At 65.6% G+C, this 16,781-nt stretch carries 12 protein-coding genes; 9 read left to right on the forward strand and 3 right to left on the reverse strand.

Annotation, left to right across the window (positions count from 1 at the left end):
- Positions 1-64 precede the first annotated feature (64 nt).
- From ACWIGM_RS08130 to ACWIGM_RS08165, 8 genes are all read left to right on the forward strand, one after another.
- A complete protein-coding gene (locus tag ACWIGM_RS08130; protein WP_454025377.1) occupies positions 65-3,178 on the forward strand; it encodes a hypothetical protein in 3,114 nt (1,037 codons plus the stop codon).
- Positions 3,179-3,186: 8 nt separating this feature from the next.
- Positions 3,187-3,837 (forward strand): YdcF family protein, encoded by a 651-nt coding sequence (locus ACWIGM_RS08135; RefSeq protein WP_454025378.1) that lies wholly within the window; start codon positions 3,187-3,189, stop codon positions 3,835-3,837.
- Positions 3,838-3,857: 20 nt separating this feature from the next.
- Positions 3,858-5,147 (forward strand): oligosaccharide flippase family protein, encoded by a 1,290-nt coding sequence (locus tag ACWIGM_RS08140; protein ID WP_454025379.1) that lies wholly within the window; start codon positions 3,858-3,860, stop codon positions 5,145-5,147.
- Between the two features lie 170 nt (positions 5,148-5,317).
- Complete coding sequence (locus ACWIGM_RS08145; RefSeq protein WP_454025380.1) at positions 5,318-7,276, forward strand: hypothetical protein; 1,959 nt, start codon at positions 5,318-5,320, stop codon at positions 7,274-7,276.
- Between the two features lie 53 nt (positions 7,277-7,329).
- Entirely contained in the window at positions 7,330-8,079 is a 750-nt protein-coding gene (locus ACWIGM_RS08150) for a TylF/MycF/NovP-related O-methyltransferase (RefSeq protein ID WP_454025381.1), read from the forward strand.
- 20 nt (positions 8,080-8,099) lie between these two features.
- Positions 8,100-8,906, forward strand: coding sequence for a class I SAM-dependent methyltransferase (locus ACWIGM_RS08155; protein WP_454025382.1), 807 nt, complete (start codon positions 8,100-8,102; stop codon positions 8,904-8,906).
- A 5-nt stretch (positions 8,907-8,911) separates the two neighbouring features.
- A complete protein-coding gene (locus ACWIGM_RS08160; protein WP_454025383.1) occupies positions 8,912-9,988 on the forward strand; it encodes a hypothetical protein in 1,077 nt (358 codons plus the stop codon).
- Entirely contained in the window at positions 9,985-10,515 is a 531-nt protein-coding gene (locus ACWIGM_RS08165; protein WP_454025384.1) for an HAD-IB family phosphatase, read from the forward strand. Before ACWIGM_RS08160 ends, ACWIGM_RS08165 begins: the two co-directional genes overlap by 4 nt.
- 24 nt (positions 10,516-10,539) lie before the next feature.
- Here the strand turns inward: ACWIGM_RS08165 and ACWIGM_RS08170 are convergent, their stop codons facing one another.
- The gene (locus ACWIGM_RS08170) at positions 10,540-12,363 is read right to left on the reverse strand and encodes a hypothetical protein (protein WP_454025385.1); all 1,824 of its coding nucleotides are present in this window, start codon (positions 12,361-12,363) and stop codon (positions 10,540-10,542) included.
- A 214-nt stretch (positions 12,364-12,577) separates the two neighbouring features.
- Between ACWIGM_RS08170 and ACWIGM_RS08175 the strand changes: the two genes are divergently transcribed.
- Positions 12,578-13,339, forward strand: coding sequence for a hypothetical protein (locus tag ACWIGM_RS08175; RefSeq protein WP_454025386.1), 762 nt, complete (start codon positions 12,578-12,580; stop codon positions 13,337-13,339).
- A 31-nt stretch (positions 13,340-13,370) separates the two neighbouring features.
- Here the strand turns inward: ACWIGM_RS08175 and asnB are convergent, their stop codons facing one another.
- Both asnB and ACWIGM_RS08185 read right to left on the reverse strand, forming a co-directional pair.
- Entirely contained in the window at positions 13,371-15,269 is a 1,899-nt protein-coding gene (gene asnB / locus ACWIGM_RS08180; RefSeq protein ID WP_454025387.1) for an asparagine synthase (glutamine-hydrolyzing), read from the reverse strand.
- Positions 15,270-15,376: 107 nt separating this feature from the next.
- Positions 15,377-16,780 (reverse strand): DUF2793 domain-containing protein, encoded by a 1,404-nt coding sequence (locus tag ACWIGM_RS08185; protein ID WP_454025388.1) that lies wholly within the window; start codon positions 16,778-16,780, stop codon positions 15,377-15,379.
- Position 16,781 lies beyond the last annotated feature (1 nt).

Here is a 16,781-nt window from a genome sequence, read left to right on the forward strand (position 1 = left end):
GCTCTTCTGGGTCGTTCCAGGACGCAGCCCCACCTTCTATGTCGGTATCCTCGCCGCCGCTCCCTTGCTGGTCTGTCTGCTCAGGCTCCGCTCGCTGGCGGCGGATCTGCATCGCCTGCACCAGGCCTGGGGGCAGCACCCCTTTGGCTCCAGCATCGCGTTCTGGGGCATGCTGCTATTCGCCATCCCCGCGCTGTGCCTGGCGTTCGAGCTGCTCATCCTGCCGCTGCACGGCAATGACCCGCTCGAATATATGCAGCTTGGCCGGTTGCTGTACGAGCAGCGCGACGCGCATGTCTACCCGCTCAAGACCGCGCTGTCCTCGAGCGGCTTCATCGCGCCCTGGACCCACCCGCCGACTTACGGCTCGCTGATCGCGCTGGCCTTCATGCTGCAAGGCACGTCCGCGATCGCCGGCGCGGCCAAGCTGATCTCGCTCTGGTTCGCCGTCGCCAGCGCTGCGCTGGCCGCGGGGCTGGTCTTCGCTTCGGACCGCCGCCTGAGCTGGCGCCTCTGGCTGACCCCGTTTCTTGCGATCTCGGTGCCGGTGTATTTCGAGATCGCGCTGACCGCTCACATCGATGCGACGCGCATCGCCATCTTCGTCACCGCGATCGCCTTGACGATCCATGCCGTGACGAGCGGCGGCCGCGGCGCTTTCCTGCTCGCGGGCTACGCGATCGGCAGCGCGGCGATGACGCACTCGATCGGCATTCTCGCCATGGCGATCGCGCTGCCCATGCTCGTGGTCTGCTGGCGCGGCTCGCTCCGCCGGCTGGTCGAAGGCCTTGCGATCATCACGATCACCATCGCGATCATGGCGCTCCCCCACTATCTGCGCAATGTCGCGATCTTCGGCAGCCCGATCCAGGACACGGTTCCGGTTTGGGATCTTCCCAATCTCGGCGTATCGGAATTCCTCCGCGGCGAACGCGGTCTGGAGACCTTCGCCGACCGCTTCGTGCTCGGCGTCCTGATGCCATTCACCAGGACCGACCTGTTCGGCTTTCTGCCGAGCTTCGGCACGCTCATCGCCGTGCTGATCCTGCTTCGCAATCTCGCCCGATCCGATCGGCGCGCCACTGCCATCGCAACCTTCGCAGCACGCGGCAGCGACGCGGCCATCCCCCTGCTCGTCGCGCTGCTGGGCTATATCGGTGTGATCTTCCTGTCGGTGCTGGCCGGCACCGACCTCGCCGTCAAGAACGCCCGCTATATGCTCACGGTCGTTCCGATGATCATTGCGCTGGCGATGATCGGGCTCGGGCGGCTCATTCCCGACGAAGCCGTCGGCAAAGGATATTACGCGCTCACCTCATGGCTCGGACGCTTCGCCCCTGGTTCGCGGGGACGCGGCGCTGCCGCCCCGAGGGAGTCCGTCTTGACGCCGCTTGCATTCGCCAGCTGCCTGCTCGTCGCGATGCTGATCTCATTCCAGCTCTACGACGTGTTCCGGCTGGGCTATGCCAACATGCGCGTCTATTTCAGCAACGAGGACATGATCTCTCGGCGCCTGCTCGAAACCGAGCAGGCCAAGCGCGACGGCAGTGTGCTCGACGAAGCGGCGATCGAGGGCATCGCCCGCAACCTGATGGCGCCCGACGACATGGCACTGTCCTTCAGACAGGCCAGCTTCGGCTTCTACAGCTCGCCCCGCTTCCGCTTCCACGTCGATACGACGCTCACCGATCTCTTCGTGATGGACGATCCGCGCGCGCTGCGGGACGCGCTGCTGAAGCGCGGGCTGAAGTGGATCTACGCGCCCGGCTATTCCTTGCCCGAGATCAACAACAGCGCCTTCGCGGCGCTCCTGCGTGATCCGCAGCTGATCAGGCCGATCGCCCGCAGCAATGGCTGGGGCCTCTACCGCGTGCGGGAGACCAATGCGCCGATCGAGCGGACCGAGATCGCCAAGGCGGTCCCGATGGTCGGCAAGGGAACCCAGCTCTACGCAACCACGGATCAGGGTCCCGGCTTCGTCGATGGCGAGCGCACCAGGCTGACGCTCGACCCGCAGAGCGGCATCGCCGAGCTGACGCGTCGTCGCGGAGCGGTCAAGCAGCTGCTGCGCTGGGACGCGATCCTGTCCAAGCCGGTCAGAACGCAGAACGACCCTAACGCCATCAATGCCGCCGATTTCGAGCTGAGCGACGAGAGCCGCATCCTGATGGAGGCGACCCTGTCCGGCTCGGGCCTGGCCGACATGATCGTCGAATATGTCAGCTATCCTCCGGTCGCCAAGCGACTGGGTGACCTGGAAGCTAGTACGGACCTGGTCGGCGCACCGATTCTCATCCGAGAGACGATCTGGTCTGGCCTCCTGACCGAAGCGCCCAAGAGCGTCGGAGGCTGGCTGGTGCCGGCGCTCTCGCGCATCGGCACCAGCGACCAGCGCACCAAGCGCGGGGCCCGCGTGGTCTTCCGCCTGCGCGATGGCAACACGCTGAGAGTCCATGGCTGGACCGCGAATTCGGTTGTCTTTTCCGCAGACCCACAAGCGGAATCCGATCGCGCCACGGTCAACGCCGTCAACAAGGGGTGGGTTTTCAGCGCGGCATCGCTGAATCCCCGTCTTGGCCTGCAATTGCGGACCCAGCCGCCCTCGGCCGCGCTCGATGAACGTTGGCCGTTCCCGACACTCGGATTGCAACGCCTCAGCGGCTCGGCATCCTTGATATCGCCTCCGCCGTTCCGCCCGATCTCGGACAAGGAGACAGCCTCCCGCGAGGCTCAGCTCGAGGAGCTCTTCAAGGCCGGCGATCTACAGATCAACCTCAAGGCCTCGATCTTTGGCTATGGGCGAATCACCCCCACCTTGCTGATCAAGTGCGAACTCGAACCGGTCCGCAACTTCAGCCTGATGTCGGTGATCCCGATCAAGCAGAAGGACGAGGTCCAGGCGTTCGAGCTGCCACCGATCCAGCTCTGGGCAGACAAGACCGAGACCATGTCCTGGGTCCTGACTCCACCCTGCATTCCGCGCAGCGTGCGTGTGGTATTCCAGAACGAGCGGCAGCTGCTGCTCGCCATCGAGCAGTCGGTCGCGGATATCGCCAAGCAGCAATACGGCTATCTCGACATCCACCGGATCGAGGTATCGCTGGCTTCGGATGCAGCACGCTCGGGGTTGGCGCTGCCGCTCATCCCCTTCGCCGAGACGGGGGCGCCAACGCGATGAGGCGAGCATTGCTCGTTCTCGGCGCCCTCGCGCTCCTCGGCTATGGTGGCGGATTGGCGTGGATCGAGCTCAGTTCGCGAGCGTTTGCCGCTCAGGCTACGGCGCCGGCGCGCACTGATGCGGGGCCGGTGGTGGCCGTGGCGTTCTACGATGACCGTCCCGTCTTCCGGCATCTGCGGACCATGACTGCGGTCAGGCTCCTGGAAACGGGCCAGGCCGATTTCCTGGTGACCGTCGGCGGCTGGCGTCCGGGCCGCGGCTATCTCGGCGCCCGCGACATGCGCGACGACGCGCTCGCCAGCGGCGTTCGGCCGGAGCAGGTCGCTCATGACACCGGCTCGAACGACTCCGTTTCGAATCTTGCGGGCGCGAATGCTGCGATACGCCAGGCGGTCGGCCAGCCCTCGGCCGTCATCCTCGTCAGCGATCGCTACCATCTGCGGCGGCTGTCCCTCCTGGCCGGCGATGCCGGGCTGACCGGGCCGCTCCGCTTCCAGGCGACGCCAGACGATCTCGGCGCGCTGGCGCGGCTGGAGCGCTTGAACTACGAAGCTCTGGCCTACCTCTCGATGCTGCTGCCGAAAGAGGTCGTCAGCGCAGCGATCGCCCGCCTGCGGCTCGCCGGCCCCGTCGCCTTGCGCAAGCTGGAAGCCGCCTGATGCAACCGGAAGCCTCCGTCGTGTCGAAAAGCGTTGCCGGCCGGACCGGCCTTGCGACCGGTCTCGCCTGGAATCTGGTCTCGCTCGCCTTCCTGGCTCTCGCCGGCATCGCCCTCAACATCGCGATCGGCCGCTGGTACAGCCCGGCGGCGCTCGGCACGTTCAACGTCGTCTTCGCCATCTACATCTTCCTGTCCCAGCTCGCCGCGTTCGGCCTGCAGTTCTCTGCCTTGCAGGCGGTCTCGACAGCAGGAGCCGACGACCCCGTGAAGCTGCGCCGGATCGTTCAGGGCGGCCTGCTCGCCTGCTTCGCCATCGCATCGCTGGTCACCCTGTGCGCATTCCTCGGCACGCCGCTTCTGGCGCGCCTGTTCCCTGCCGTGCCCGACTTCGCCGGAGCCTGGGTCCTCGCAGCGCCTGGCCTGATCCCGTTCGCGCTCAACAAGTTCCTTCTCGGCGTCGTGAACGGGCTGCAGCATATGCGCGCCTTCGCCGTGCTTCAGGCCGGGCGCTACGTCTTCATTCTGGTCAGCCTCGGCGTCCTCACCGCACTCGGCGCGCCGGGTTATTCACTCGCGGTCGTGCTGTCGCTGGGCGAGTTCATCCTGCTGTGCGCCTCGGCCAGCTATGTCGCCAGCGTGGTGCCGCTGCGCAGCGGATGGCGCGAGGCGCTCGGCGAAAGCATGCGCCATCTTCGCTTCGGCATCAGGATCCTGCCTGCCGGCATGGTCGGCGAGCTCAACACGCGGGTCGACGTGCTGATGCTCGGCGCCCTGCTCAACGATCGCATCGCCGGCATCTACTCGATCGCAGCCCTGATCTTCGAAGCCGCGCTGCAAGCGGTCGTCGTGGTCCGCAACAACATCTCGCCGCAGCTCGCCCGTAGCATGGCCAATGGCGACAAGCCCGGAATCCTGCGGTTCAGCCGGCTGCTCGGGCTCGGCGTCACGCTGGTGATGGGGCTCGGCGCGCTGACCGCCTACATGCTCTATCCGCATGTGGCCGGTCTGCTGTTCGGCGATCAGGACTTCGCGGCCGCCCGCCAGCCTCTGTTCTGGCTGATGCTGGCCTTGCCCTTCGCTGCGGCCCCGCTGTGCTACAGCCTGATCCTGTCGCAGGCGAACCACCCGACCCTCCAGAGCGCCGCGATGACCCTTAGCCTCGCAGTGAATTTCATCGGCAATGCCCTGCTGATCCCGCGTTTCGGCATGGAAGGCGCCGCGATCGCCATGGGGCTTTCCGTCATCACCATGGGCCTTGCCGTCGTGCTCATCTCCCGACTTGTCCTACGGGTGCGTCTGTTCATCTGAAGGATAGGTCTGGCTCTGCCGCCGGGGCGCCAGCTCCAGGCGAGTGAAACGGCACGCCAGAGCGATGCTCTGTCTTGATATCCCCAACACAATCGGATAGCTGCTACGCCGAAATCGAGGTCGCGGCCGGACATTCGCGCCGATCTACCTAACGACAAAGATCTGCGAGCATGTGCGGAATTTTCGGTATCTCAATTAAGCGCGATCATGCGCTGAGTTTTCCCCAGTGGGAGGTCGCGCTGCGCGATCTTTTCCTGCTGTCGGAGAGCCGAGGCAAAGAGGCCGCCGGCATCGCCGTGGCGACCCCCGACATGCTGGTCGTCCACAAGGACTCGGTCTCGGCCGGCCAGATGCTCAAGACGGACGATTATCGTCAGGTCATGGAGCGGACCCGGCGCAGCTTCTTCGACACCACCGGCAGCTCGACGATCTCGGCGATCGCCCATGCTCGCCTGGTCACGAACGGGCTGCAGGGCATCGACGCCAACAACCAGCCGGTCCGGCGTGACGACATCGTCATCATCCACAACGGCATCGTCGTCAACGTCGACAAGCTCTGGGCCGAACTGAAGCCGGAAGGCGTCGAGCCGCGCGCCGACGTCGACACCGAGGTCATCGCTGCGATGCTGCAGCGCTCGATCTCTGCAGGCGCCTCGCTCCCGCAGGCGCTGCGCGACGCCTATGCGAAGATCGTCGGCGAGACCTCGATCGCGGTCCTGCTCAAGCAGCACAATGTCATGCTGCTCGGCACCAACACCGGCTCGCTGCATTACGCGATCAGCAAGACCGGCTCGGGCTTCTTCTTCACCTCGGAACACCTCATCACCAAGCGCCTCTGCACCGGCGACAAGGCGATTCCCGGCTTCGCGGACGCGACCATCGTCCAGCTCCATGCCGGCATGGGCGCCGTGCTGCGGCTCGATACGCACGAGATCGAGACCTTCCCCCTGGCCGGCGAGGCGCTCGCGGCGCCGTCGGTCAGCCCGATGCTGCAGACGCAGCGCAGGATCGAGGACAAAGCGGAACGCTATCGCGACGCGATGAAGGCGATGCGCCGCTGCTCGAAGTGCCTGCTGCCGGAGACGATGCCGTTCATCGCCTATGATGGCGACGGCGTCTGCAATTATTGCCACGCCTACAAGCCATGGGCGAAGCGCCCCGAGCACGAACTCGAGGACATGCTCGACCGGCTGCGCTCCAAGGACGGTTCGCCGGACTGCATCATGGCGTTCTCAGGCGGACGCGATTCGAGCTACGGCCTGCACCTGCTCAAGCAGAAATACGGCATGACGCCGCTCTGCTTCAGCTATGACTGGGGCATGGTCACCGACCTTGCCCGCCGCAACCAGGCGCGCATCTGCGGCCAGCTCGGCATCGAGCATCTCTGGGTCTCGGCCGATATCAAGGCAAAGCGCGCGAACATCCGCGCCAACGTCCTGGCCTGGCTGAAGAAGCCCGACATCGGCCTGATCCCGCTGTTCATGGCCGGCGACAAGCAGGTGATGTGGCACGCCAACCGGATCATGCGCGAGACCGGCATCTCGGCCATGGCTTTCTGCACCAACCAGTACGAGAAGACCGACTTCAAGACGGGCTTCCTCGGCGTCAGCTCGGCCGCGGCGACCATCCACAAGCCGTCGACGCTGCCCTCGGTCGAGAAGCTCAAGATGCTCGGCAAGTACGGCATGCGCTTCGCCGCCAACCCGGCCTATTTCAACCGTTCGCTGCCGAACACGCTGACGGCGTTCTTCTCCTATTACGCCATCGAGCAGAACTATCTGTCGATGTTCGACTTCCTCCCCTGGATCGAGGAGGAGATCGACGATGTGCTGATCAACCAGTACGACTGGGAAACTTCGCCGGACTCGCCCTCGACCTGGCGCATCGGCGACGGCACGGCGCCCTTCTACAATTACATCTACTACACCGTCGCCGGCTTCACCGAGTACGACACCTTCCGCTCCAACCAGATCCGTCAGGGCGCGCTCAGCCGCGAGAAGGCGCTGGCGATGGTCGAGCAGGAAAACCAGCCGCGCTGGCAGTCGATCCGCGAATACACGCAGCTGATCAACATCGATTTCGATGAGGCGATCCGCGTGATCGACCGGATCAAGAAGCTCTACATCTGAGATGGGTTGACGGGCCGCCCGCCCCGCGCACGACGAAAGGTATTGCCCCCGCCATGCTGCCCAAGACTCTGGTGAAGACCGTATTGCGGGCGACCGGCTTCGCGATCTATCGGATCCCGCGCGCCGCGAGCGAGCAGCAGGCCGGTTATTCCTACAGCCAGGCCCATCCCAACGCGACGCTGGCGCCCTGGCTCTCCGACGCCGAGTTCATGGCCGCCTTCGAGGTCGCCAAGCACAACACGCTGGTCGACATCTACCGCATGTACGAGCTCTGGTCGCTCGTCCGCGAGACCGCCAAGGTCGGTGGCGACATCGTCGAGATCGGCGTCTGGCGCGGCGGTTCCGGCGTGATGATGGCGAAGCAGGAGACGCTGCTCGGCGGCTCCGGCACAGTCTATCTCTGCGACACCTTCGCGGGCGTCGTGAAGGCGGGGACCGAGGATTCCGACTATCGCGGCGGTGAGCACCGCGACACCGACACCTCGATCGTCGAGGAGCTCGCCCGTTCGCTCGGCGTCAAGAACACCAAGACCCTCGTCGGCATCTTCCCGGATCAGACCGGCGCGCAGCTCCAGTCCGAGCGCGTCCGGCTGCTTCACATCGATGTCGACGTCTACCAGTCGGCCCGCGACTGCGTCGAATACGTATTGCCGCGCATGCCGTCCGGCGGCGTCATCGTCTTCGACGACTACGGCTTCGTCGGCTGCGACGGCGTGACCCGCTGCGTCGACGAGCTGCGCGCGCGCGACGACCTGACCTATGTCCACAACATCAATGGGCACGCTCTGCTGATCAAGCGCTAGAGCCGTGCGGAGCAGCCCCCATGTATCCCAGCATCCATAAGATCCTCGTCAATATCCCGCGAGCCCTGAAGGATCCGCGCCGCGCGGCCTCGCTCGCCTGGCGCCGCATGTTCCCGTTCGGCATCAAGCCGCGCGATCCGGAGGCCTACCGCATCGGCAGCTGGTCGTTCGGCGCCGCGCCGCGCGTCGACCTGCGCGACATCTTCCCGGGCATCGAGAGCGCCGACATCAAGGTCTTCCGCAGCTATGACCGCAAGCGCGACCTCTCGCTCGACGCGCAGGAAGTGCTGGCGATCTGTGCCATCACCTCGCACGTCAAGGCACAGTCGATGATCGAGGTCGGCACCTCGGACGGCAACACGACGCTCAACCTCGTCGCCAACGGCGCGGATGGTGCGCGCATGACGACGCTCGACCTGCCCGAGGACTGGTCGGGCGGCTTCGAGATCCACGTGCCGGAGATGATGAACAACATCACCGACCGCGCCCGCGTCGGCATCCAGTACCGCACCTCGCCCTATGCCGGGCAGGTCACGCAGGTCTTCGGCGATTCCGCCAAGCTCGACTACGCCAAGCTCGCCGGCCCCTTCGACCTCGCCTTCATCGACGGCTGCCATTTCTACGACTACGTCAAGGTCGACACCACCAACTGCCTCGCCCACATGAAGCCGGGCGGCGTGCTGATCTGGCACGATTACGGCATGATCGAGGATGTCAGCCGCGCCGTCGACGAATGGTCGCAGGCGACCGGCATTCCGGTCTCGATCGTCGCCGGCACCAGGCTGGCGATCGCCCGTGCTCCCGAGGCCGGCACGAAGCTGTCCTAGAACCCATGCGGGTTCTGATCACCGACGTCTCGAGCTACAAGGCGGCGGTCGTCGCGCGCTTCCTGCGGACAGCCTACCCGTCGGTCGAGGTGATCGCGACCGACCATCGTCCCTTCGTACGCAACGTCCATACGCGCTGGGTCCGGGACGTCCACATCCTGCCCGCCGGACCATCCGATCCGGACGCCTATGTCGAGGCCTTGGCCGCCCTTGTCGCCGATCGCGACGTCGACCTGCTGATCCCGATCAACAGCAAGGAGATCAGGCTGTTGATGGCGGCGCGCCAGCGCTTCGGCCGGGCGCTCGCTTATATCGGTTCGCCCGAGCTCTATGCCTCGCTCGACGACAAGCTCGCCTTCGGCGCGCTGCTGCAGCGCATCGGGGCGCCTGCCCCGCGCGCTCACGATACGCTCGACGCCCCGCTTCCGCTCGTCGTCAAACCGACGCGCGGCTCCTCCGCCGCCGGCGTCTTCTACCTTCGCAGCGAGGCCGATCGCGCGGCCATGCGCGAGCGGGTGGGGACCACGCCGCGCGACTGCGTGATCCAGGATTATTTCGAGGGCGAGGGAGTCGGCTTCTCCGGCTATTTCGAGGACGGGCGCATTCTCGTCGGCTATGCCCACCGGCGCGTCTGCGAATACCCTGTCACCGGCGGCTCCAGCGTCGTGCGGGAGCGCTATCCCTACGACGACCTGCCGGCTTTGCGCGCCTTGGTCGAGCAGGTCCTGGCGCAGGCGCCCTGGTCGGGCTTTGCCATGTTCGAATTGAAGCGGCGCGGCCCCGGCGATTTCGGCTTCATCGAGTGCAACCCCCGCATCTGGGGTTCGGTCCATCAGGGGCTCGTCGACGGCGCCAATTATTTCGAGCCTCTGCTCGGCCCGCCGGAGCGGGCGCCCGCCCCTGCGACCGGCCTGCGCACGGCCCTGTTGCCGCTCAACCTGCTCGCACTCGCAGGCTACCTCGCCAAGGGTCGGATGCGCGAAGCCTGGGCGGTCCTGCGCACTGCGGTCGGCGCCAGGCTGGACATCAATCCGCTGACCGACCCGCTCGGTTTCCTCGCTTTGCTGCGGAGGGGCGCGTGAAGGACCTCTGCGTCTTCGATCTCGACGGCACGCTGATCGCGCATGACAGCTTCGCCGAGCTCGTGCGGCAGAACCTGACGCGTGATCCCTTGCTGCTCGCCGCCGCACTGCTGCGCCGGTTGCGCCTGCTCGACCGCGCCGGCTTTGCTACGCAGGCGCATCGACGCCTCGGACGCCAGTTCGCCTCGCGGGAGACGGTCACGGCGTTGTGCGCACGCCTTCAGGCCGCCGTCATCGCCGACAGGCTGGCGCTGCTGGACGAGTGGAAAGCGAGGGGCGCGACGACGGTGCTGCTCTCCGCCTCGCCCAACGACTATGTCGAGCCGCTGGGTCGCCTGCTCGGCTTCGACCACGCCTTCGGCTCCTCATTCGTCGGCGGCGCCTATCAGCACCTCCACGGCGAGGGCAAGCTGCGCTTCATCGACGAACGCTTCCCGGCCGCCACCTGGCGCCGCGCCTTCGCAATCGCCGACCACCCCTCCGACGACCCGCTGCTCGCCCGCTTCGAGCAGGTGCTGCGGGTTTGAGACTCGCGGGCTCTGGCTTTAAACCTACTGGCAGCCCAGGCGCTTGGCAGCGGCGTCGATCGCCCAGATCTGGTTGTGATTGTCGAAGGGAGTAGCGGCCCGCCCATAAGCCGCGATCAACGCTGGTGACAGCACCGGCGACAGGCCGAACTGGCGCAGCGGTGCAGCCCCCATCGGGTAGATCCAGCCCTGCTCGACGAGTTCCGAGACGTAAGCCGGGAACCAGGCCGGCGCAGCGTCGCCGAAGGTTTTCATGGCGTCGAGCACGGCCCTAACATCCATGGTTCGATAGCTGACATGCGCAGTACTGGTTCTGGTCTTGTTACCTTCCCAGTTCGGCGTATTCACCGAGGTCCCTGAAGCTGCGCTCCAGCCTTCCTGGCAAGGGCCCGCGCAATATTGCCACAGGCGCGGACGTTTCTCCGAGACCTCGGCGGCAAGGAAAGAGGCCGTCATTCTGCGAACCGTGGCCTGAAGGTCGGGTAGGATTGGCTTCAGACTGTGCAGTTCGGCCAAGCCCTCGATCCAGCCGCTATGATAGTTCCAAGGCGTATTGGCACCATCGAGCCAAAACGGCGCGCCGCGCTTGATGAAAAGTTGCGCGCCATCGAGCCGCTCAACCGAGCGGTCGAAGTTGGTCATTTCCTGCCGCAGCGTTGAGACTAGGCGGTCGTCGCCGAACACACCTGCTCGGATGGCTCGACCGACTACCCTGGCCATGCGGCCAAGATGGACAATCGACAGGATATCGACCCGCTCCTGCGAATATCTACGCGACCAGAACCACGGCTTGTCGGCCTCAGCGAGCCGCGACCACCACCCAAGCTCCAGTGCGACGCGGCGACGCATATCCTCACGCAAAGCGTCGAAGCGCTGCTGCGGCAGCGCCAGGCGTTCGATCACGTCGAGCATGCCGTCGAGGACGTAGACCTGGCCCCAAGGCAGCCGGCCTTCATGGTTGTTCATGCCGAGATAAGTCAGTCCGTGGCCAGGCATGCGCGCGATGTCACGGCGAAGCAGCGGCTCGACCTCGGCACAGGTTTGCAGTGCCACCGGCGCGCCAGCTGACGTATAGCCCTTCGGCAGCCAGTCGGCCGGCAGATCCCGGCAATCGCCGAGCGGCCAGATCGCGCAGTCCCGGTAGATCACCTCGCCAGCCGCCGGCGGCGAGCGAAAACGGTCATCGTAGTCGAGACGGAACAGGCCGCGCACTCCGCCCTCGACAGCGATCGCCTCGATCAGGATACGTCCAGTCCAGCCTTCTCGCTTGATCTCCGTTAGCGCGATCTGGCCACTCGCGTCTTCGGTGATTCGCACGCAAGCGGTTTGTGCGCAGAGCAGGTGCCCGTCCGACAGCGCAAGATCCTGATAGCGAGCATCGATTCCCGACAATGTCAGCTTATCGGCGACCTTCTCCAATCGGAGAGAATCGCCTGTCGGCGTCGCTCGATAGATATCGACCCCGTCACGCACGACACGGCCGGATCGGCCTGAAGGCATCGTCTCGTCCACATCGTAGACAACGAGATAGGCGTTCCGACCCATGTTGAACGCGTGCAGGAAATAGAGCCTGGCAGCGAGGCCCTCCTCGACCCCGAGGGTTTGGTAGCTGCCGCCTTGCTCGACGACAGCAGCGATGCCGTCCCGGAGGGCCCCACGGCCAATCACCAAGTTGCCGCCGGACGAACGCTGCAGCTGCGCCTGCGGTATGAAGTCGCGCGGCAACGGCTTGGGTTGCTCGCCTTGGGCCTGATACGCGAATTCCCGTCCATCAGCCGAAACCAGCAGGGCCGACCGGTCGGGAGCTTGAGCCAGCGGAACTTCGACCCAGGACTCGGCCGCAGCCATCGTCGCCAGCAGACAGGCCGCTATAAGAACTACTAGTCGCATTGCCGTTTCCGTCTGCCGATCACATCGTCGATCCTTGCGACATACAGGGCTAGTACTTGGCGAGCAATCGCAGTGAAACGCGTTTCAATCTCCGCAATTACTCTAAGCCTTGCACCCTCCCCTTGCGTGGCGGGCCCGGAGCCGTCACAACGGCGCCGTTTGGAAGGGGTCCATGGCGCGCGATTTCACCTTGAAGGCCTATGTCGGCATTGTCGATGCCGCTCTGGCCGCCGGATACCGACCAATGCGGGTCGGAGACTGGCTGGACGGGGCCAGGCCGGGCGAGCCGGTCATCATCCTGCGTCATGACGTCGACCGGCGGCCCGAGAACGCGCTGGCGATGGCGCATGAGGAGGCGGCACGCGGCGCGCCGGCAACCTATTATTTCCGGACGGTCGGCAGCGCGTTCAACCCTGCGATCATTCGCGAGATCGCCGCGATGGGTCACGAGATCGGCTATCACTACGAGGATTTCCACGTCGCCAAGTACGATCCCGACAAGGCCCATGCGCTGTATCTGAGGAATCTCGCCGCGCTGCGCGAGATCACCCCGGTACGCAGCATTGCCATGCACGGCAGCCCACTGGCGAAGCACAACAACATGGAATTGTGGAAGCACCGCTCCTTCGTCGAGAGCGGTGTCAAGGATTGCATCCTCTCTGCGGATTGGTCGCAGTTCCTGTTCTTCACCGACACCGGCCGAAGCTTCGATGCGCGGCTGACCAATCTGCGCGACACGATCGGCGGCAAACGTGCCCCGGGCGTCGCCAGTTCCGCTGCCGTCGGAGAGCACCTGCAGACACACCGCCCCCCGTTCGTTCAGCTCAGCGTCCATCCGGAGCGCTGGTCGGACAAGTTCTGGGCTTGGTCGCGTCAGCTTGCCACCGACACCGCGGCGAATGGCGTCAAGCTCGGCTTGCGGATACTGCGCTGACGGAACGGCTCAGGCTTTCAGAGCGGTCCGTTCAGACGCTCACCCCGAACCGTTCACCCCAGATGCCGAGATTGACGATCCGCCAGAGCAGGAAGTCGACCGGCTTCCTGCCTTCGAGCATGTCGGCCGCGAGCGCGCGTACGCCATCGGCGTTGAGCAGGCCCGGATAGCGCGCGAGCGTCGCCTCGATCCCCTCGGTCATCATTCCCTTCAGCGGCCCGCGGAACCAGGCCTGCTCCGGGGTGGCGAAGCCAAGCTTGTCACGCCGCTGCAGCACCGCCGGCGGCAGGATCGCCTCCATCGCCCGCCGCAGGACCCGCTTGGTGTCGCCGCCAACGATCTTGTGGTCGTTGCCGAGCGCCAGGCTGAACTCGACCAGCGGATGGTCGAGGAACGGCACGCGCGCCTCGATCGCATGCGCCATCGAGTTGCGGTCCTCCCAATGCAGCAGCATCGACAGGTTCGAGCCATAGGTCAGGTTCATGCACAGCGTGCGCAGATCGCTGACCGGCGGCAGGCCAAGCTCGGCGCCAGCACGCTCGAGGGCGGTTCCGTTCGCCCCTTGCGCGCGCAGCAACTCGCCGCCGAGCCAGTCATGCTGGGTCAGCGCGCGGTGCCGATTGCGCAGCTTGCCGGCAAGCCCCGCCGGAAGCAGCGGGATCAGTGCATGCTTGAGCTGTTGTGAGATCGCCACGCCATGCCAGCTCTGCCGTTCCTGCATCGTGCGCAGCGCCTCGGCCAGCCGCAGCTGCCGGATCAGGCCGGCCAGATGGAAGGAGAAGCCGAAATGATAGCCCCCGAGCTGCTCGTCGGCGCCCTGCCCGTCCAGCATCACCTTGACGCCGACGCGGTGCGCCTCCTCGAACACACACCATTGCGCGAAGATCGAGGTCGAGCCGAAGGGCTCGTCCTGGTGCCAGGTGATGTCGGAGGCACGCGCGAACACCTCGTCCGGCTTCGGGAAGATGAAATGCGGTCGCGTGTGCGCCTGCGCTACCACCGCATCCATGAACGGCTTCTCGTCGACGCTCTTGTCGGCATAGCAGGCCGAGACGGTATTGACTTGGGAGCCGCCGGCGCCCGAGCCCATCATCTGCGACATCAGGCAGACGATGCTGGAGGAATCGAGCCCACCCGACAGGCAGGAGCCGACCGGCACGTCCGAGCGCAGATGCAGCTTCACCGCGTCCGTCAACATCGCCCGGAAGCGTTCGGCCGCCTCGGCCTCGCTGATCACGATCTCGCCCGCCATCGCCGGGTACCAGCGCCGGATCGGCACGGCGAGTGCGCCGTCGCGGCTGGCGTCGATCGTGACGCATTCGCCGCCGCGGAGCTGGACGACGCCTTCGAACATCGTCTCGGAGGTGTGGTCGGAGACTCCCGAAGCAAGGAAATCATGCACTCGGGCGATGTTCATCCGGCCGGAGATACCGGGCAGGCCGAGCAATTGCTTGATCTCGGAGCCGAAGGCGACGCCGCGTGGCGTCGCGGCGTAATACAGCGGCTTGATGCCGTAGCGGTCGCGAGCGGCGAAGAGCCTTTTGTCGCGATCGTCCCAGATCAGGAAGGCGAACATGCCGCGTAGCCGCGGCAGCGCCTCCTCGCCCCAGAGCATGTAGGCGCGCAGCAGCACCTCGGAATCGGATTCGCTGACGAAGACCTCGCCCTTCGCCCGCATCTCCTCGCGCAACTCGATGTAGTTGTAGATCTCGCCATTAAAGACGAGTTGGTAGCGGCCCGACGCATCCGCCATCGGCTGCAGGCCGGCATCGGACACGTCGATGATCGCCAGCCGACGATGGCCGAGCGCGATAGGACCGGCGGCACTCTGGAAGACTTGCCATCCGCTACCATCCGGCCCGCGATGCGCAACGATGTCGATGCGGGCACGCTCGGGCTCGAAACCGACAGAACCAAAAAGACCGCACATCGGCCGGGCAATCTCCGCCGCAAGGGAGCGCTTCTCTTATCCGACGGAACACCCCGGCAAAAGCCCGGCATGGATTGGCCGCCCTGCGGCGCGCGCAAACAGGCCGGTCAGAGTTCAGCGCTGAAGGCAATGTCGCTGAAATTGACATGGGCGCGGCCGGCGGCAGAGGCGCGAATCGAGGCCAAGGCACAAGCATTGGAGTTCGGCGTTATAACCCGCTCGCCGCCATAGATGTTGTTTTCCGTCGTCACTGAATAGCTCGCCGTCGGCGTAACCCGCATCGCCGTCGGGAACGGCAGCAATTGCTGCAGGTAACCCCCCGATGCGTGGTAGCAGTCAAGGAAAAGTGGCGAACCAGGTCGCCAGTAATAGCGCTCGCAGAGCTGGCGTTCCTGCGTCGCGCTCCGGGCGAGCCATGATGTGGCGGTGCTGCCGAATTCGAGCTTGATCCTGCGAAAGCTGACGCTTCCCGCGGACGGCGTCAGCCGAACGCTCAGATTACCGCTGTCGCTCACCGCCGGTGTCAGTGTCACCGAACGACGACCGGTCCCGGCTGTGATCGTGCCGGAGACGCTGCCGATCGTGACCGCCAGCGATCCACCGCTGAGAGCTTCGACCGACAGGCAGAGCGGCACCTGCGCAAACGAAGGCAGCCCCCACAGCTCCGGTTCGACGACCTGCACTATCGCCCCCGAAGTCAGTGTCAGATCGAAGTTGCTGCGGTTGAGATTCGCACCGCCACCATGCGCCTTCCAGCGGTCGAAGCAATAGGCTCCGGCGGCCAGCGCCCCACCGGCGAAAGCGCGTTGGTTGATCTGGAAGTCGCCGTTGATCAGCAGGTTCGGCTGCGGCGTCTCGCGAGCCCAGCTGCTCGCCGGCAAGGTGACGAATCCGTTCGTCCGGTCGACGACCAGTGCCTCGGTCCAGCTCGCGCCATCGGGGCTGACCTTGATCCGGAGCTGGTCGTCGCCGGCAAGCCCGATCTCGGCCCGGCCGGAGAAGCCGTCCTGAAGCAGGAGGCTTGCCGTGCCCGCAGCACTCGCCTTGTTCAGCTTGAGCCGATGGTCGGTGCCCGCATGGTTGAACAGGCTGGCGTCGGCGGAAACGGCGAGGCGGTTGGTCGTGTCGGCCGTCGTGTTCACGCCCCATAGTTCGGCGCCAAGGCTGCTTTCCGGCTGCGAACGGCGCCATTGCGTGCCGGTCCAGACATGCTGCTCTACCTCGTCCGTAACCCAGGCTTGCCAGCCGGCACGCGGCGGAAGGAAGCTCCAGGCGCCGTCCTCGAAAATCGCGAGATGGCCCGTGTGGCCGACGAAGACACCGGTGCCACCCGCCGGCACGATATAGGCCGCAGTCTCAGCCGGCGAAGCCGGCGGCACGGTCTGCGTCCGGCTGGCGACGACAAGATGCACCAGCATGTCGAGCCGCATCAGCGCATCGTTGTGGGTGACGTGTTTCTGCGCCTGCCCGGCGGCGAGCAGGGGCAGGCCAAGACGCGGCGTATCGCTCATG

It is taken from the genome of Allobosea sp. NPDC055332 (genome assembly GCF_053645455.1).